At 58.3% G+C, this 14,567-nt stretch carries 10 protein-coding genes and 2 tRNA genes; 5 read left to right on the top strand and 7 right to left on the bottom strand.

Going from position 1 to position 14,567, the window contains the following annotated elements:
- Positions 1–65: 65 nt before the first annotated feature.
- A complete protein-coding gene (gene ppsA, locus RE428_RS09760) occupies positions 66–2,438 on the bottom strand; it encodes a phosphoenolpyruvate synthase (RefSeq protein ID WP_004581816.1) in 2,373 nt (790 codons plus the stop codon).
- Between the two features lie 264 nt (positions 2,439–2,702).
- Between ppsA and ppsR the strand changes: the two genes are divergently transcribed.
- Positions 2,703–3,518, top strand: coding sequence for a posphoenolpyruvate synthetase regulatory kinase/phosphorylase PpsR (gene ppsR / locus RE428_RS09755; protein ID WP_004581815.1), 816 nt, complete (start codon positions 2,703–2,705; stop codon positions 3,516–3,518).
- A 51-nt stretch (positions 3,519–3,569) separates the two neighbouring features.
- Here the strand turns inward: ppsR and RE428_RS09750 are convergent, their stop codons facing one another.
- Together RE428_RS09750 and RE428_RS09745 are read right to left on the bottom strand one after the other, a co-directional pair.
- The gene (locus RE428_RS09750; protein WP_004581814.1) at positions 3,570–6,494 is read right to left on the bottom strand and encodes an insulinase family protein; all 2,925 of its coding nucleotides are present in this window, start codon (positions 6,492–6,494) and stop codon (positions 3,570–3,572) included.
- 42 nt (positions 6,495–6,536) lie between these two features.
- Entirely contained in the window at positions 6,537–6,986 is a 450-nt protein-coding gene (locus tag RE428_RS09745; protein ID WP_004581813.1) for a methylglyoxal synthase, read from the bottom strand.
- Between the two features lie 220 nt (positions 6,987–7,206).
- Here RE428_RS09745 and RE428_RS09740 point away from each other — a divergent pair, with 220 nt between their 5' ends.
- The 3 genes from RE428_RS09740 (at position 7,207) to RE428_RS09730 (ending at position 10,745) form a co-directional block, all read left to right on the top strand.
- Positions 7,207–7,803 (top strand): hypothetical protein, encoded by a 597-nt coding sequence (locus RE428_RS09740; protein WP_004581812.1) that lies wholly within the window; start codon positions 7,207–7,209, stop codon positions 7,801–7,803.
- A gap of 224 nt (positions 7,804–8,027) precedes the next feature.
- Positions 8,028–9,479 carry an MORN repeat-containing protein gene (locus RE428_RS09735; RefSeq protein WP_004581811.1) on the top strand — a complete coding sequence of 484 codons (1,452 nt, stop codon included), beginning with the start codon at positions 8,028–8,030 and terminating at the stop codon, positions 9,477–9,479.
- A 90-nt stretch (positions 9,480–9,569) separates the two neighbouring features.
- Entirely contained in the window at positions 9,570–10,745 is a 1,176-nt protein-coding gene (locus tag RE428_RS09730; RefSeq protein ID WP_040883392.1) for a response regulator, read from the top strand.
- On the opposite strand, the gene RE428_RS09725 is transcribed toward RE428_RS09730, so the two are convergent.
- Positions 10,737–11,342, bottom strand: a complete 606-nt coding sequence (locus RE428_RS09725; protein WP_051079796.1) for a nucleotidyltransferase family protein — start codon at positions 11,340–11,342, stop codon at positions 10,737–10,739. The two genes, RE428_RS09730 and RE428_RS09725, sit on opposite strands and share 9 nt — an antisense overlap.
- A 166-nt stretch (positions 11,343–11,508) precedes the next feature.
- Here RE428_RS09725 and RE428_RS09720 point away from each other — a divergent pair, with 166 nt between their 5' ends.
- Positions 11,509–12,360: a 6-pyruvoyl trahydropterin synthase family protein gene (locus RE428_RS09720; protein ID WP_004581808.1), complete on the top strand. Its 852-nt coding sequence runs from the start codon at positions 11,509–11,511 to the stop codon at positions 12,358–12,360.
- A 325-nt stretch (positions 12,361–12,685) separates the two neighbouring features.
- On the opposite strand, the gene RE428_RS09715 is transcribed toward RE428_RS09720, so the two are convergent.
- The 3 genes from RE428_RS09715 to gltX all read right to left on the bottom strand — a co-directional run bounded on the left by RE428_RS09715 (position 12,686) and on the right by gltX (position 14,423).
- Positions 12,686–12,761: transfer RNA gene (locus RE428_RS09715), tRNA-Glu, on the bottom strand.
- Positions 12,762–12,769: 8 nt separating this feature from the next.
- Positions 12,770–12,845: transfer RNA gene (locus RE428_RS09710), tRNA-Ala, on the bottom strand.
- A gap of 93 nt (positions 12,846–12,938) precedes the next feature.
- Entirely contained in the window at positions 12,939–14,423 is a 1,485-nt protein-coding gene (gene gltX, locus RE428_RS09705; protein ID WP_004581807.1) for a glutamate--tRNA ligase, read from the bottom strand.
- Positions 14,424–14,567: the final 144 nt, after the last annotated feature.

Genomic DNA, 14,567 nt, shown 5'->3' with positions numbered 1-14,567 from the left:
GGCTCAATAAGCTTTAAGACAGAATGAAAAGCCGGTGAGATGAGCACCGGCTTTTCAGGTCAGACTTAGACCAACTCTTCGTCGGCGAGGAAGAACCAGGTATCGAGCACTGAGTCCGGGTTCAGGGAAACGCTGTCGATGCCCTCTTCCATCAGCCACTTGGCCAGGTCAGGATGGTCGGAGGGGCCCTGGCCGCAGATACCGACGTACTTGTTGGCTTTCCTGCAGGCCTTGATGGCATTGGACAACAGCTTCTTGACCGCTTCGTTGCGCTCGTCGAACAGGTGCGCAACGATGCCGGAATCCCTGTCCAGGCCCAGGGTAAGCTGGGTCAGGTCGTTGGAGCCGATGGAGAAACCGTCGAAGTGCTCAAGGAACTCATCAGCCAGCAGCGCGTTGGCGGGGAGCTCGCACATCATGATGACACGCAAGCCGTTCTCACCACGTTTCAGGCCATTCTCGGCAAGCAGCTCAACGACCTGACTGGCCTCACCCACGGTACGCACGAATGGCACCATGATTTCCACGTTCTCGAAGCCCATTTCCTCACGGACTTTCTTCAACGCCCGGCACTCGAGTTCGAAGCAGTCACGGAAGGTTTCGGAGATATAGCGAGACGCGCCACGGAAGCCAAGCATCGGGTTTTCTTCGTCCGGCTCATACAGCGTGCCGCCGATCAGGTTGGCATATTCGTTGGACTTGAAGTCGGAAAGGCGCACGATCACTTTCTTGTCGGCGAAGGCGGCAGCCAGGGTGGAAATACCCTCGACCAGCTTATCGACATAGAAATCCACCGGTGACGCGTAACCCGAGATCCGCTTCTCCACCGTCTGCTTGATATCGCGGGGCAGGCCGTCAAAGTTGAGCAGCGCCTTCGGATGTACACCGATCATACGGTTGATGATGAACTCCAGACGGGCCAGTCCTACGCCTTCGTTGGGCAAGGACTGGAAATCGAAGGCACGATCCGGGTTGCCGACGTTCATCATGATCTTGAACGGAATGGCCGGCATGGACTCGACCGTGTTCTCACGCAGTTCGAAATCCAGGCTGCCCTCATAGATCAGACCGGTATCACCTTCGGCACAGGATACGGTGACTTCCTGGCCTTCCTTCAATACATCGGTGGCATCGCCACAGCCGACGACCGCCGGAATACCCAGTTCACGAGCAATGATAGCCGCGTGACAGGTACGGCCACCGCGGTCGGTTACGATAGCCGCCGCACGCTTCATGACCGGCTCCCAGTCCGGGTCGGTCATATCCGTAACCAGCACATCTCCAGCCTGGACACGGTCCATCTCCTGGATGCTGGTGACCACGCGTACCGGGCCTTTGCCGATCCGGTGACCGATACTGCGGCCTTCGGCGATGACCTTGCCGGTTTCCTTGAGCAGGTAACGCTCCATGACGTTGGCGGCAACCCGGCTCTTCACTGTTTCCGGGCGGGCCTGGACGATGTAGATACGGCCATCGTCGCCGTCCTTCGCCCATTCGATGTCCATCGGACGCTTGTAATGCTTCTCGATGATCAGGGCCTGACGGGCCAGATCCTCGACTTCTGCATCCTTGATACAGAAGGTATTGCGATCATCCTGCTCGACCTTGACGGTTTCGACCGACTTGCCGGCTTCGGCACTGTTGCCGTAGACCATCTTGATGGCCTTGCTGCCCAGGTTACGACGCAGGACCGCCGGTCGACCCGCTTCGAGGGTCGGCTTGTGCACGTAAAATTCGTCCGGGTTTACAGCACCCTGGACGACGGTTTCACCCAGGCCATAGGAGGCGGTGATGAAGACGACATTCTGGAAGCCGGATTCGGTGTCCAGGGTAAACATGACACCGCTGGCCGCCGTCTCACTGCGCACCATCTTCTGGATACCGGCGGAAAGAGCCACCATCTTGTGATCGAAACCGTGGTGGACCCGGTAGGAAATCGCACGGTCGTTGAACAGGGACGCAAAGACCTCCCGCACGGCATGCTTGACGTGGTCGAGACCAACAATATTGAGGAAGGTTTCCTGCTGGCCGGCAAAGGACGCATCGGGCAGGTCTTCAGCCGTGGCCGAGGAGCGGACCGCTACCGCCATGTTGGTATTCCCCGCCTGCAGCTGCGAATACGCATCTTCCAGGGCCTTTTCCAGGGATTCAGGGAATGGTGTGTCATTGATCCACTGGCGAACCTGGGCACCGACCCGAGCCAGCTCGTTCACATCATTGATATCCAGCGCTTCGAGCGCTTCATCGATACGGTCCTTCAGACCGTCCTTGGCGAGAAATTCGCGATACGCATGGGCCGTCGTGGCGAAACCACCCGGAACAGTCACACCGGCGTTGGCTAGGTTGCTGATCATTTCCCCCAGCGAGGCATTTTTGCCACCCACCCGGTCGACATCTGACATGCCCAGGTTTTCAAACCAGATGATGTAATCTTCCAAAGCGCATCTCCCTTAAATCTGTGAGCCCATTTGGCGCTGTAGCCTGTCGAGCAGCTTTTCGAACTTGGCAATAGCCTCTCGAATTTGGCAGTAGCCTCTCGAATACCGGCCGTATCATACTGTAACCTGCGAGGATAACCTAGGGAACCTACCTACAGACGGCCTTGCAGGCAGATTACCTTACTCTCACCGGTAGCGCGCGAAAGGAGCCAGACTCCCTCGGATCCCTGCCTGACAACGAAGAAACGGAGCCATGCAGTTCACATGAAACGGACCGCCTTTTTTATATCCGATGGTACGGGTATTACCGCCGAAGCCTTGGGCAACAGTCTGCTTGCCCAGTTTGAGAAAATTCATTTCGAACGCATTACCGTTCCGTACATTGACGATCTGGAAAAAGCCGCCAACCTCGTCAAACGCATTAATAAGTCTGCGGAGCTGGATGGTGAAAAGCCGCTGGTCTTCGACACGATCGTCGACAACACGATTCGGGCCGAGATCACCAAGGCCAACGGCTTCATGATCGATATCTTCGGTACTTTCCTGCAACCGCTGGAGCAGGAACTGGCGGCTTCATCTTCCTACTCCGTTGGCCGCTCCCACTCCATCTCCAACGAATCCAACTACGAACGCCGTATCCATGCGGTCAATTTCGCTCTGGATAACGACGATGGTGCACGCACACGCTATTACGACGAGGCAGACATCATCCTGATTGGCGCTTCCCGAAGCGGCAAGACACCGACGTGTCTGTATCTCGCCCTGCACTACGGTATAAAGGCAGCCAACTATCCGATTACCGAAGACGATATCCACGACCAGCGTTTGCCCAAGGTCCTGCGCCCCCACCGCGAGAAGCTCTTCGGACTCACCATCGACCCCGACCGCCTGGCCACTATCCGCAACGAACGGAGGCCGAATTCGCGCTATTCATCTGCGAAACAGTGTCAGTTCGAAGTGGAGGAGATTGAGCTGATGTATCGTCGGGAACGGCTGCCCTACCTGAATACGACAGCCTATTCAGTCGAGGAAATTTCCACCCGGATCATGGTGAATACCGGCATAGAGCGGAACCGCTAGGATCCCGCTCTATGTCGCCAGCCAGTTGACGCCGTGGTGACCACGGACGCCTTAGAGTTCGTGGATTTCCAGGCCTGCAGCTTCAAGCACCGAGCGCTGCTGCGGGCTGGTAATTACGGCCGTGCTGGCTTTTTCAGGCACCAGCCATTCCGAAGCCACCCGCTTGAGGTCGTCGATGGTGACGGCAAGAACCCGCTCACGGAAGCGTTTCTGCTGATCCGGCGTACGTCCGAAGAGACGATTGTGGAAAGCATGCTTCGCTTCGCCAGCTGGGGAGCGCGGCTTGTCGAGCTGACCAACCACACCGAGGATCGCCTCTTCCAGCGACTGCGGGTCGTGATCGGTCTCTTGCAACCATGTCAGTGCGCCATCGAAGTCATCCAGCGTCTCCACCAGGCGTGGATCGCGGTAGGAGAAGAAGCGGAAGGTACCGTTTACGCTATCCTGCGCTGCGCCGCCGCCATAGGCGCCGCCCTGTTCCCGGATCGCCCGGTGCAGGTAACCATTACGCAGGAAGCCGCCGAGCACACTCAATGCCGCCGCATCCGGGTGATCCACGGCTACGGTGCTGTAGGCCTTGGCACAGAAGTTAACCTGGGTGGAGGTAAGCCAGGCCTGACGCACGGTTTCGTTAACCGGCGGCACCTGCCAAAGCTCGGTTTCGATGGACGTGGCTTTCGGCCATGCCTTGCGTAAGTCCTCGATCATCGGATCGAGCTGCTCGGATTCGCCCACCACCAGGAACTGACGCGCCTGCTCCTGAACCCGACCATGGATCGTCGCCAGCTTGTCACACAAGCCTTTCAGGGCCTGCTCGTCCTTCAGCGAGTCGTCCAGCGCCTTGATCCCCTTGATAGCGGACAGTCCGCCCAGCTTGAACGCCAGCTGCGCACCGGGGCTCAGACCCTGCGACGCAGCGCCCATCGCCAGGGCGTGGCCACTGCCCGTTACGGCCTGTTCGCGGCGAGACCGGATCTGGGCCACAATTTCGCGGATACGGTCATGCTCGTCGAAACGGGCGCTGGTAAAGACATCGCGCAGCAGCTGGGTCAGCTTGTCCTTATTGCGTGCCAGCGCCTTGCCACTGAGGACGAGATAGCCCGTGAGGTCCTGGACGTCGTCGACCTTACCCTTGGCCACCGAGAAGGCGCTCACGCCGCCGGATTCCGCTGACATACGGTCCTGCATGGCCAGGTAGTCCAGATCGCCGCAACCCACCTCCGTCAGGCATGTGGTATACAGCGGCAGCAGCAACAATTCCTCTTCGTTCAGGGAGGGCAGAGGTAGAACGACCTGCTCGTAGACCAGGCCGTTCGTGCCCTGGGCGTAGGCGGTGGCCGGAAAACCGTCTATAACCCGGGCGTCAGGCTCGGGCAATTGCAGCGGAACGTCGCTCAGGTCGACTTTCGGCAGGATCGAATCGTCATCCTTGCGATTCTGACGGGCCTCCAAGGCGGCCGCGCGATCGACGATGGCTTTCTTCTCATCCTCATCCAATGCCGCCTTACGACGCTCCAGTGCTTCGCTGATTGCTTTCTGCTGCCGGGATTCCATCTGGTCATCCGGCCGGAGCGTCAGAGTCACGCGGTGCGGGTTGTCGAGCAGCATGCGGCGCACCAGGTTCGGCACATACTGCGGGTCCTTGATCTTCTCCCGCAGGCGCGCCAGGACCGGCTCGAGGTCCAGCAGTTCAACAGGATCCCCACCATGTACCATCGGCGAGATGGAGGCCATGATCAGTTGCAGCCCATAGGGAAACTGATCCCCGGCGATTTCCCGCTGATGCAGTTCGAGTTGGTGCAGGATGGCTTCGAGACGCTCTTCACTGACGCCCTCTTCAGCCACCGTTTTCAGCACATCCTCGATAAGCGTCTCCAGATCGCCATCGCGGCCCGGTTCGCTGCCTTCGATACCGCAAACGAAGGTCATCTCACGGTTGGAATCCTCCAGTCCGCACATCGGTGACGGCGAGTGGCCAATGTCCGTGGTTTCCAACGCCCGCATGAGCGGGGACGCGCTATTTTCCAGCAGTACGTTGGCCAGCAGGTGGGCTTCCAGGTTCTCCTGCAGGTCGAAGCTGTGGCCCAGCAGCCAGCCCATCACGATATGCGTCTTGTGCTCGGTATCTTCACCAGCGCTCACCGGATAAGCCTGATCAACTCGCAACGGTGAGAAATACCGCTTCTCATCGTGCACCGGTAATTCCACCTCCAGGCGATCGAAGCGCGACAGCGCCAGGGACTCGAACCGTTCATGGTGTTCGATGGCCGGAATATTGCCATAGGTGGCAAAGATCGCATTGCTCGGATGATAGTGGTGGCGGTAGAACTCCAGCAGGTCCTCGTAACGCAGGTCCGTAATGTGATCCGGCTCGCCGCCACTGTTGTAGTGGTAGGTGGTGGTCGGGAACAGATGACTGCTCAGTGTCTGCCACAACTGGGCCGTCGCTGCGCTCATGGCACCCTTCATTTCGTTATAGACCACGCCACGGTAGACCAGTGGGCTTGAAGGGTCAGTCGGCTCCTCGAACTCCAAACGGTGCCCTTCCTGTGAAAAGTCCATTTCATCGAGTTTCGAGAAGAACACGGAATCCAGGTACACCGACAGCAGGTTGTCGAAGTCTTTGCGGTTCTTGGTTGCGAAGGGATAAGCCGTCCAGTCGCTGCTGGTAAACGCATTCATAAACGTGTTCAGTGACCGGCGGATCATCATGAAGAACGGATCGCGCACCGGGTAACGCTCACTACCGCAGAGGGCCGTGTGCTCGAGAATATGGGCCACGCCCGTCGAATTCATGGGAAACGTTCGCAGCGCAACGAAGAAGACATTCTCGTCGTTGTCGGACGCCAGGTGCAGGTGCGTCGCCCCGGTCTTGCGGTGCCGGTACTCTTCAACATCGATATTGAGCGTGTCGATGCGATGTTTGCGAACCTGCTCGAACGCGGGATGCACGGCTTGGTCTCGATTCTTGGTCATTACGTTATCCTGATAATCGATCGGATTTCCGTCGCGGCCTGATCAGGCGGACGGACTTGCGACAGCACGGTTCTGGTACGCGGAAAAGTCGGGCTTGCGCCGCTCGTACTGTCGGAAACAGGGCGAACTCACGATAAAGTCCGCAGAGCTTTCGTTACACGCTATCGGAATATTCCATAAGGTCGCAACGCGCAATAGCGCCTTGATATCCGGGTCATGGGACATGGGCTCCAACGGATCCCAGAAGAAAATCAGCAGATCCACCTGCCCTTCGGCGATCCGCGCTCCGATTTGCTGATCACCACCCAGCGGACCACTTTGCAGACGCTCGACCGCCAGACCGGTCACATCAGTCACCAGTTTACCCGTCGTGCCGGTGGTCAACAGGTGGCAATCCGTCAACAACTTCCGGTGACGACTGACCCAATCGATCAGCTCCGACTTCTTGTTGTCGTGGGCGACCAGCGCGACGCGCCGAATTCCTTCACTCATGTCGAGTCCCTACCCCATTATTGAACGCCGGGAAAATACCGGCAAAAGCGTCAGTGCTTTTAGGGTAACATGCACTCTCTACCTGCACGCACTATCCATCATGAAGCACCTGTAAAGGAACCAGGGTGCAGTTAATGGTTGAATTAGTTACTCTCTATCACATCACTTTTGAAGCAATACGCTTCCCCCACGGGATCGTATTCGGGATATCGCAACACGCATGACAGCACCTCTTTCCCAGGTCCAGACCGCGCAGGAACTCCCTGAGACCCGCGAGGGGACCGCCGCCGAGACGACCCCGGCAACGGCACAACGTGAAACCTCGGAGCTCCCCCATCCCCACGCGGAACCCGGCAGTGCTGAGCTGGCGCCCTATTGGGTCGAGCGCAAGCGCTACCTGAAGGAGGTCAAGCGCATACCCGAACTGCGACAGCGATTCTGGAGTGCCATCCTGGTCTATCTGTTGCGCCGCGTGCTGTGGTCGTTTGGCTTCTTTCCCATCTTTATCGCGTTCTGGGTACCACTGGTCATGGCCAGCTTCAATCCAGTGATCATGGTCAACGATATCCTCCCGGATTTGCAGGCCTTCGTCGCCGCCAACCCGGAAGTCCAGGCCAACCGTATCCAGACCCTGTTGATTGCCTGGCTCTCGATCGGCTTCGCTTTCCTCGTCTTCGATTTCGTGTTGACCCCTTTTCGCTCCCCGTACGAGTACGAAGCCGATGTCTATATGCGCGCCTGGGAGCAGCGCCACGCCTCTCCGGCTCGTCCGCTCGTTACGCCTGAAGAGCAGGAAGAAGGCGCCTCTCAAGGCTGATGTCCTGACCTCTCAAGCCTGTTTTCGGCAGAGGGTGAACCGCTTCCGACCAAAATGTGAAGCGGGCTACAAACTGCGAAACTCCGTTCACTTTCTGTTACATAAGCCGATATCGAACCGCTAGTATGACTGGATAAGAAGAGCCCGGGGCAGCAAAGTCGCCCCGGGCTGGGCCTGCTCGAGGCAGACCACTCAGTTTTTCCGGCATCCGTTCGAGGTCGTACATGGTCGATTTCAGGCCACTACTATTCGTCAACGCACTGGCACTTATGCTCCTGGTTACCGCGGGCTTTGCGTCCATCCGGAGCGATGCCGGCCATATGCCTGGGCTAGGCGGTCAGCCCGAGGATGTGTCGTCGGCCAAAGTCTCGCGTCACCTCAGCACGACGCCCGAGCGTTTTGAACCAGGGATCCCTCAGCAGCAAGAGCCAGCTTTCGCATCAGAGGAGGCTTCGGTCTTTGCAGACGTCGTGCCTGAATCCACTCTTCGACAAAAACAAGAGGTAGACGTTGAGTCAGGCCAGATCGAAGCCACCGTCGTCGGTACTGAGGTCTCCAGCGCCGAACGCCTCGACTCACCAGCGGCAACCGACTCCGCCACTTCAAAGAAGGCCTCAGAAAAACCCGAAGAAAACATAGAAACGGCCATACACGAAGCCATGCCGCCCCAGCTCGCGATGGCGGAGCAGGAAATGCCAGAGGAACAGGCCGTGAAGACGCCGCTGGAACCGATTCCCGAGCCGACGACCGCCCAACTGACTTTGCGCTCCAACGTGGTGGGCGACTCGGTCCGGATCAATGGTAAAGGCTACGGCGCCACCCGGCTCGACCTGGCGCTGGAACCAGGCGAATACAATGTGGTCATCAGCAAAAACGGCTACAAGGACTGGTCGGAAACTGTTCGATTGCAGGCTGGGGACGACCTTACCCTGCGCGGCCGATTGGAGAAATACACCCGGGTCAACTATCTCGACGGCCAGTGGCTCGGCGGTGTCCGCACCGGCGACGGAACCTATAGCGGCGGGGATGGCCTTGCATACAGCGGTCATTTTGTCGACGGCCAGTTCGACGGTCGGGGCATCGCCCGTTATACCGATGGTTCCCGCTACGAAGGTCATTGGTCTGCTGGTGAGCGCTCTGGCGAGGGCACTTTCCGCGCGGCCGACGGCTCAACCTATATCGGCCAGTTCGACAACGATGAGTTCAACGGTCAGGGCACCCTCACCCGTGCAAACGGCGATGTTCTGACCGGACAGTGGACCAATGGCCGCCTGGACGGCCATAGTTCCCTCACCACCGCGGATGGGATGCTCTATGTCGGCGGATTCAGGAACGGCGCATTTCACGGCGAGGGCACCCTCACCTATCCAGATGGGCGCCATTACGAAGGCGGGTTCTCCAACGGCGAGTACCATGGTGAAGGCAGCGAGATATTCGCCAACGGCAAGAAGTATGTAGGCCAGTACATCGAGGGCGATTTTCATGGCAAAGGTACGCTGATGAACCCGAACGGTAGCACGATCGAAGCGACTTTCCGCTACGGCGAACCCTACGGGCAAGCGAAGCTGACCACGCCTGAAGGCGAGGTTTTCAACGCGCGGACCAGCGAACCCGGCGTCTGTTATCGGGACAAGAGTTACAGGGCGACACAATGCCCACCACTGGAAGGATGGTAAGCTTCCGGCCAATCTGGGACGAAAACGGGCCGACCGGGATCAACCACATAGGGACCGGCCTATTAAACGAGTGAACATTGAGGTTGTATGATGGCAATCAAGAACGCACTCCTGGTGGACGACTCGAAAGTGGCCCGTTTTGCGCTCAGCAAGCTGCTCGAGAATCGCGAAATGCAGATCAACATGGCGGGCTCTGCGGAAGAGGCGTTGGAATTTCTCAATGGTGACAATCATCCGGATGTGATCTTCATGGATCACCTGATGCCGGGCATGAACGGCGTGGAAGCAACCAAGGCCATCAAGGACAACCCGGCGACCGCAGGCATTCCCATTATCATGTGCACCTCCAAGAAGTCACCCTCGTTCATGGAGGAGGCGCGCAAGTTTGGCGTCTATAACATCCTTACCAAGCCACCTCACAACGATGGGCTGAATTCCCTGCTGGACCAGCTGGCAACTGACGTCACGAACGAAAACCTGCCCGAAACACCCACCCTGGACGCAGGGACCGGGCTCTCGCTGGAACTCGAAGAAGAGCCGCTGGATCTGCCGGAGAACGCCTCACTGGAGCTCTCACCCAAGAACGGCAGCGAATCGGTGGCACTCGAAACGCACGATAGCAAGCACGAAGAGAAGGTTACCCCCAGCGAGGACCATACCTATCGAGCCAGCGAAGACCTCCATTCCACTCCTCAAGTGGTGCCCCTGACCAGTGACCTGATCGAGCAGATCGCCCGCTCGGCGGTCAAGACGCACATCAACAACCGCCTGCACGAACTCCTCAGCAGCCTGTTCGACGAGCAGTACGATCATCTCAAGCGAGTACTGGATGATGACGAGCGCAAACAGAACGAAGCGCTCACAGCCCAGCTCCGAACGTTGCGGGAAGACTTTGATTCTCACAACCAGGGGCTGAAGGACGAGATCGTCGCTGAGGTCAACCTGACACTGGCGCGTGAACTGGCAGACCTGAAAAAGCAGATTCAGGCGGGTTCCGGATTCTCGAACGATCGCATGTCCGAACTCAAGGACCACATTACCAGCGTCCAGACGATCGACACCGAGTTCTGGCAGACACTGCAGTCCGAAGCGATCCAGCAGGCCCACGATATTTCCCGTGAGACCGCCGAGGACATTGCCCAGCGTACGATCGATCTCTACGTACGCCAGCAACGGGCCACGGCCTCGCGGACCTACACTATCGGGCTGGCCATCAGTCTGAGTATCTTTGCGGTGGGCATCGCCTGGTTGGCCGGCCTATTCTGAGCCGTTCAGTGCTGTCCGGTCGGATTGCCGCAACGCTAGCCAGTCCGCCCGGGTATCGACGTCCACCTTCGCACCCGGCGCGGGCACCGCGATTGCTCCATTGCTTCGCAATAGCTTCCCGGCGCCGGCATCTCCCTGCAAATCCATAATATCCGGCCACAGCCAACGCGGAAGATAAGCCGGCGCGCCAACAAATCCTCCCAGGTCAGCCGCTACCGGCTGCCCACCTCCGGACCGCTCGACTGCGGTGATCAATCCGGACCAGAAACAGGCCTCGATGGCCGGCTGATCAACCAACAGCACATAAACACCTTTCACGCTTCCCGGCATGGACATCAGGCCCGCCTGCAGGGAAGACGCCATGCCTTCAGGCCATCGGGCGTTGAACACCCAGCGATCCGGCTGGTCGACGCTGCGAAAGCGAATCAAGGGATAGTGGCTGCCAGTCACAACGTGGAGCGGTGAGCCCAGACGACGCCCCTGGCTTATGGTGTGGGCGAGTAAGGATTTTCCACACCACTGCAGGTTAGCCTTGGGACGCCCCAAACGACGGGAAGCGCCTGCAGCCAGGATCAGGACACCAATTTCACTCTGCATGAACGCCTCGTAGCTCACAAACCTGTGACGCGAATGGGAAACACTATTGGGCACCGATTTTTGCTAGAATCGCGCCACGGAGCCTCCGCACGGATGCCACCTGGGTCGTTTCCGCGCGTTTGGAAACTCCCCAATCCTACACGCTTAGCCGAGAATAGATCGATCCATGAATCACCTTTTCGTCGACAACCTCACCGTTATTGATTTCGCCTACCTGGACCACCATCGTGGTCTCGTGGGTGAAAGCTGGATCGTCGACGTCATGCTCGCGGGCGAACTGGACGAGCAAGGTATGGTCTTCGACTTCGGTTCGGTCAAACGCACCATAAAGCGCGTCATCGACGAACGGGTCGACCACAGGTTGGTCGTACCTCGGGATCAAGCGGGGCTGCAGGTGCGCGAGCACGGTGATCGCGTCGAACTGGAATGCCCCCTGTCCGACGGCAGCGTGATCACCCATAGTTCGCCGGTGGAGGCCGTGCTGCTGGTGGGCGGCCGAGAGGTTCTTCCTTCCGCCGTTTCTGCTCTGTTGCAGGACGAGCTACGCGCCGTACTACCAGGTAACGTCATCGGTATCGAAGTCCACCTGCGGGAGGAAGAGATAGACGGCCCCTACTACCACTACGTGCATGGGCTGAAGAAGCATCTCGGCAATTGTCAGCGCATTGCCCACGGCCACCGTTCACGCATCCAGATCCAGCGCAACCACGCCCGGGATCAGCAATTGGAGCGGGAATGGGCACGTCGCTGGCAAGATATCTACATCGGTACCGAGGAAGATATCAGCGCCCGTTTCGTCGAGGACGAGATCAACTACGTATCCTTCACCTACGAAGCCAACCAGGGTGAATTCAGCCTTACCCTGTCCGCCAACCGCGTCTACCTGATGGAAACGGACACTACCGTCGAGTTGATTGCAGCTCACCTGGCCGATGCCTGTAAACGCAGCCATAGCGACGATGAGATCCGGGTGAAGGCCTTTGAGGGCGTGGGTAAAGGCGCGTTGGCGATTCGGTAGAAATATCGCTCCCCGGTAAAACGGCAAACGCCAGTGGCGAGCATTCGGCAAAAGGGCAGCCCCTCAGGCTGCTCCGAAGCTAAAGCGTCGGCTACATTTCACCAGCCAACTCGAGCATGTAGCAGACGCTTCAGCTTCTGAGGCACCGAAGGTGCCCCAATTCCCAAGCCCCTTCCATACGCTCCCCGCTCGCCTCAAATCCGCGCAGAACCAAATTCCAGGCATAAAAAAACCGCCACAAACGGGCGGTTTCTTTATTTCCGATAACCGGTGGACTAAACCGGTTTCGGAACGGGAAAGCTGTCTTTCGAACAACTCTCCAAAGTGGCGTCCCCTAGGGGGTTCGAACCCCTGTTGCCGCCGTGAAAGGGCGGAGTCCTAGGCCACTAGACGAAGGGGACTAGAAAATTGGTGGAGCCAAGCGGGATCGAACCGCTGACCTCAACACTGCCAGTGTTGCGCTCTCCCAGCTGAGCTATGGCCCCGTCAACGGAGGCGTATATTAGTGATGCCCCCCTATGCCGTCAACCCTTTCCTCGAACTTTTTTAAGGCATTGACGGCATTTACATGAAATTGCCTACTCCGCGACCAGCGCGGCGTACTCCTTTTCCACGCGCTTGGTCTCTTTCTTGGAGAAACCACCGAGTACCTGGAGCGCATGGCGCAGGCGCGAACGGGTCATGTCCGGGCCCAGCAACGCCATGGAGTCCATCACCGACCAGGAGTTGGGTGTTCCCGCGATCGCGACAAAGATGGGGAACATGAAATCACCCATCTTCAAGCCCATGGCTTTTGCCAGCCCCTTCACATCCGCGAAGATGTTGTCCTTGGTCCAGTGACGCTCGGCTTCCAGCGTCCACAGTGCAAACTGCAGGACGCGCTTCACATCGCCCTCCTCCAGTTTGTTATGGCTGAAATCCTCAGGCTTGAGGTTCAGCATGCCGGAAAACATGAAGCTTACCATCGGCGCTACGTCACTGAAGACTTCCGCCCTGCCGCGAATATGGGGCACGAGCGCTTCCAGGGACTCGCGGTTGAACCACCACTGCTGCAGGCGCTCGATAAACGCCTGGTCGTCCAGATCTTCACGCAACCACAGGCCATTCAGCCAGCGCAGTTTCTCCACGTCGAATACGGGACCACCGAGGGAAACACGCTGGATGTCGAAGTTATCGATCATTTCCTGCAGGGTGAACTTCTCCCGCCCGTCCGGCATGGACCAGCCCATCCGTCCCAGGTAGTTGAGAACTGCCTCGGGCACAAAGCCCATACGCTCATAGAAATTGATGCTGGTGGGGTTCTTGCGCTTGGACAGCTTACTCTTGTCCGGATTGCGCAGCAGCGGCAGATGGCACAGCACCGGCATGTCCCAGCCGAAGTATTTGTAGAGCAACTGGTGCTTGGGCGCGGAATTGATCCACTCTTCACCGCGAAGCACGTGGGTAATGCCCATCAGGTGATCGTCCACCACATTGGCCAGGTGATAGGTGGGCATACCATCCGATTTCAGCAGGATCTGGCAATCCACCTGCTGCCAGTCGATTTCGACCTTACCGCGCAGCATGTCATCGATCACGCAGACGCCTTCGTCCGGCACTTTCATGCGGATAACGTGGGCCTCGCCGGCTTCGAGGCGACGCTTCACCTCATCCGCAGGCAATTCCAGGTCGCCCTTGATGCCGGGATTCAGACCGTGGGCCTTGCGCTCTTCCCGGATCTGCTCAAGCTCTTCCGGCGTGCGGAAGCAGTAGAAGGCGTGGCCTTTTTCCACCAGCTCTTCGGCATAGGCCCGGTAATCGTTCTTGCGTTCGGACTGGCGATAGGGACCGTAGGGGCCGCCGACGTCCGGACCCTCGTCCCATTCCAGCCCCAGCCAGCGCAACGCGTTGAGGATATCCCGCTCCGATTCATCGGTGCTGCGGGCCTGGTCAGTATCCTCGATACGGAGAATAAACTGGCCGCCGTGCTGTCGGGCAAAGCACAGATTGAAAAGCGCGACATAAGCGGTGCCGACGTGAGGGTCACCGGTAGGCGATGGCGCAATACGGGTACGAACGGTCATGCATGGATCCCTGTGAACGAACGGCACACCACTGGAACAACGGCGTGCCGGCTTGGTGAATTCGAAGCGCGCATTATAGCGTTATGAAATAGTGTTCGCATGAAATGGGAGGCACCTGTAGATCCGCGCCCCGCGTAACTCGTT

This window comes from Marinobacter nanhaiticus D15-8W (genome assembly GCF_036511935.1).
Lineage (GTDB): Bacteria > Pseudomonadota > Gammaproteobacteria > Pseudomonadales > Oleiphilaceae > Marinobacter_A > Marinobacter_A nanhaiticus.
Note: the sequence above shows the minus strand (reverse complement) of the source record. Positions and strands in the feature narration are given on the sequence as shown.

Bases quoted from the DNA above. Each gene is read 5' to 3' on its own strand.
- ppsR (WP_004581815.1), top strand. From the start codon at position 2,703: ATGAAACGGACCGCCTTTTTTATATCCGATGGTACGGGTATTACCGCC.
- RE428_RS09750 (WP_004581814.1), bottom strand. From the start codon at position 6,494: ATGACCAAGAATCGAGACCAAGCCGTGCATCCCGCGTTCGAGCAGGTT.
- RE428_RS09745 (WP_004581813.1), bottom strand. From the start codon at position 6,986: ATGAGTGAAGGAATTCGGCGCGTCGCGCTGGTCGCCCACGACAACAAG.
- RE428_RS09740 (WP_004581812.1), top strand. From the start codon at position 7,207: ATGACAGCACCTCTTTCCCAGGTCCAGACCGCGCAGGAACTCCCTGAG.
- RE428_RS09735 (WP_004581811.1), top strand. From the start codon at position 8,028: ATGGTCGATTTCAGGCCACTACTATTCGTCAACGCACTGGCACTTATG.
- RE428_RS09730 (WP_040883392.1), top strand. From the start codon at position 9,570: ATGGCAATCAAGAACGCACTCCTGGTGGACGACTCGAAAGTGGCCCGT.
- RE428_RS09725 (WP_051079796.1), bottom strand. From the start codon at position 11,342: ATGCAGAGTGAAATTGGTGTCCTGATCCTGGCTGCAGGCGCTTCCCGT.
- RE428_RS09720 (WP_004581808.1), top strand. From the start codon at position 11,509: ATGAATCACCTTTTCGTCGACAACCTCACCGTTATTGATTTCGCCTAC.
- gltX (WP_004581807.1), bottom strand. From the start codon at position 14,423: ATGACCGTTCGTACCCGTATTGCGCCATCGCCTACCGGTGACCCTCAC.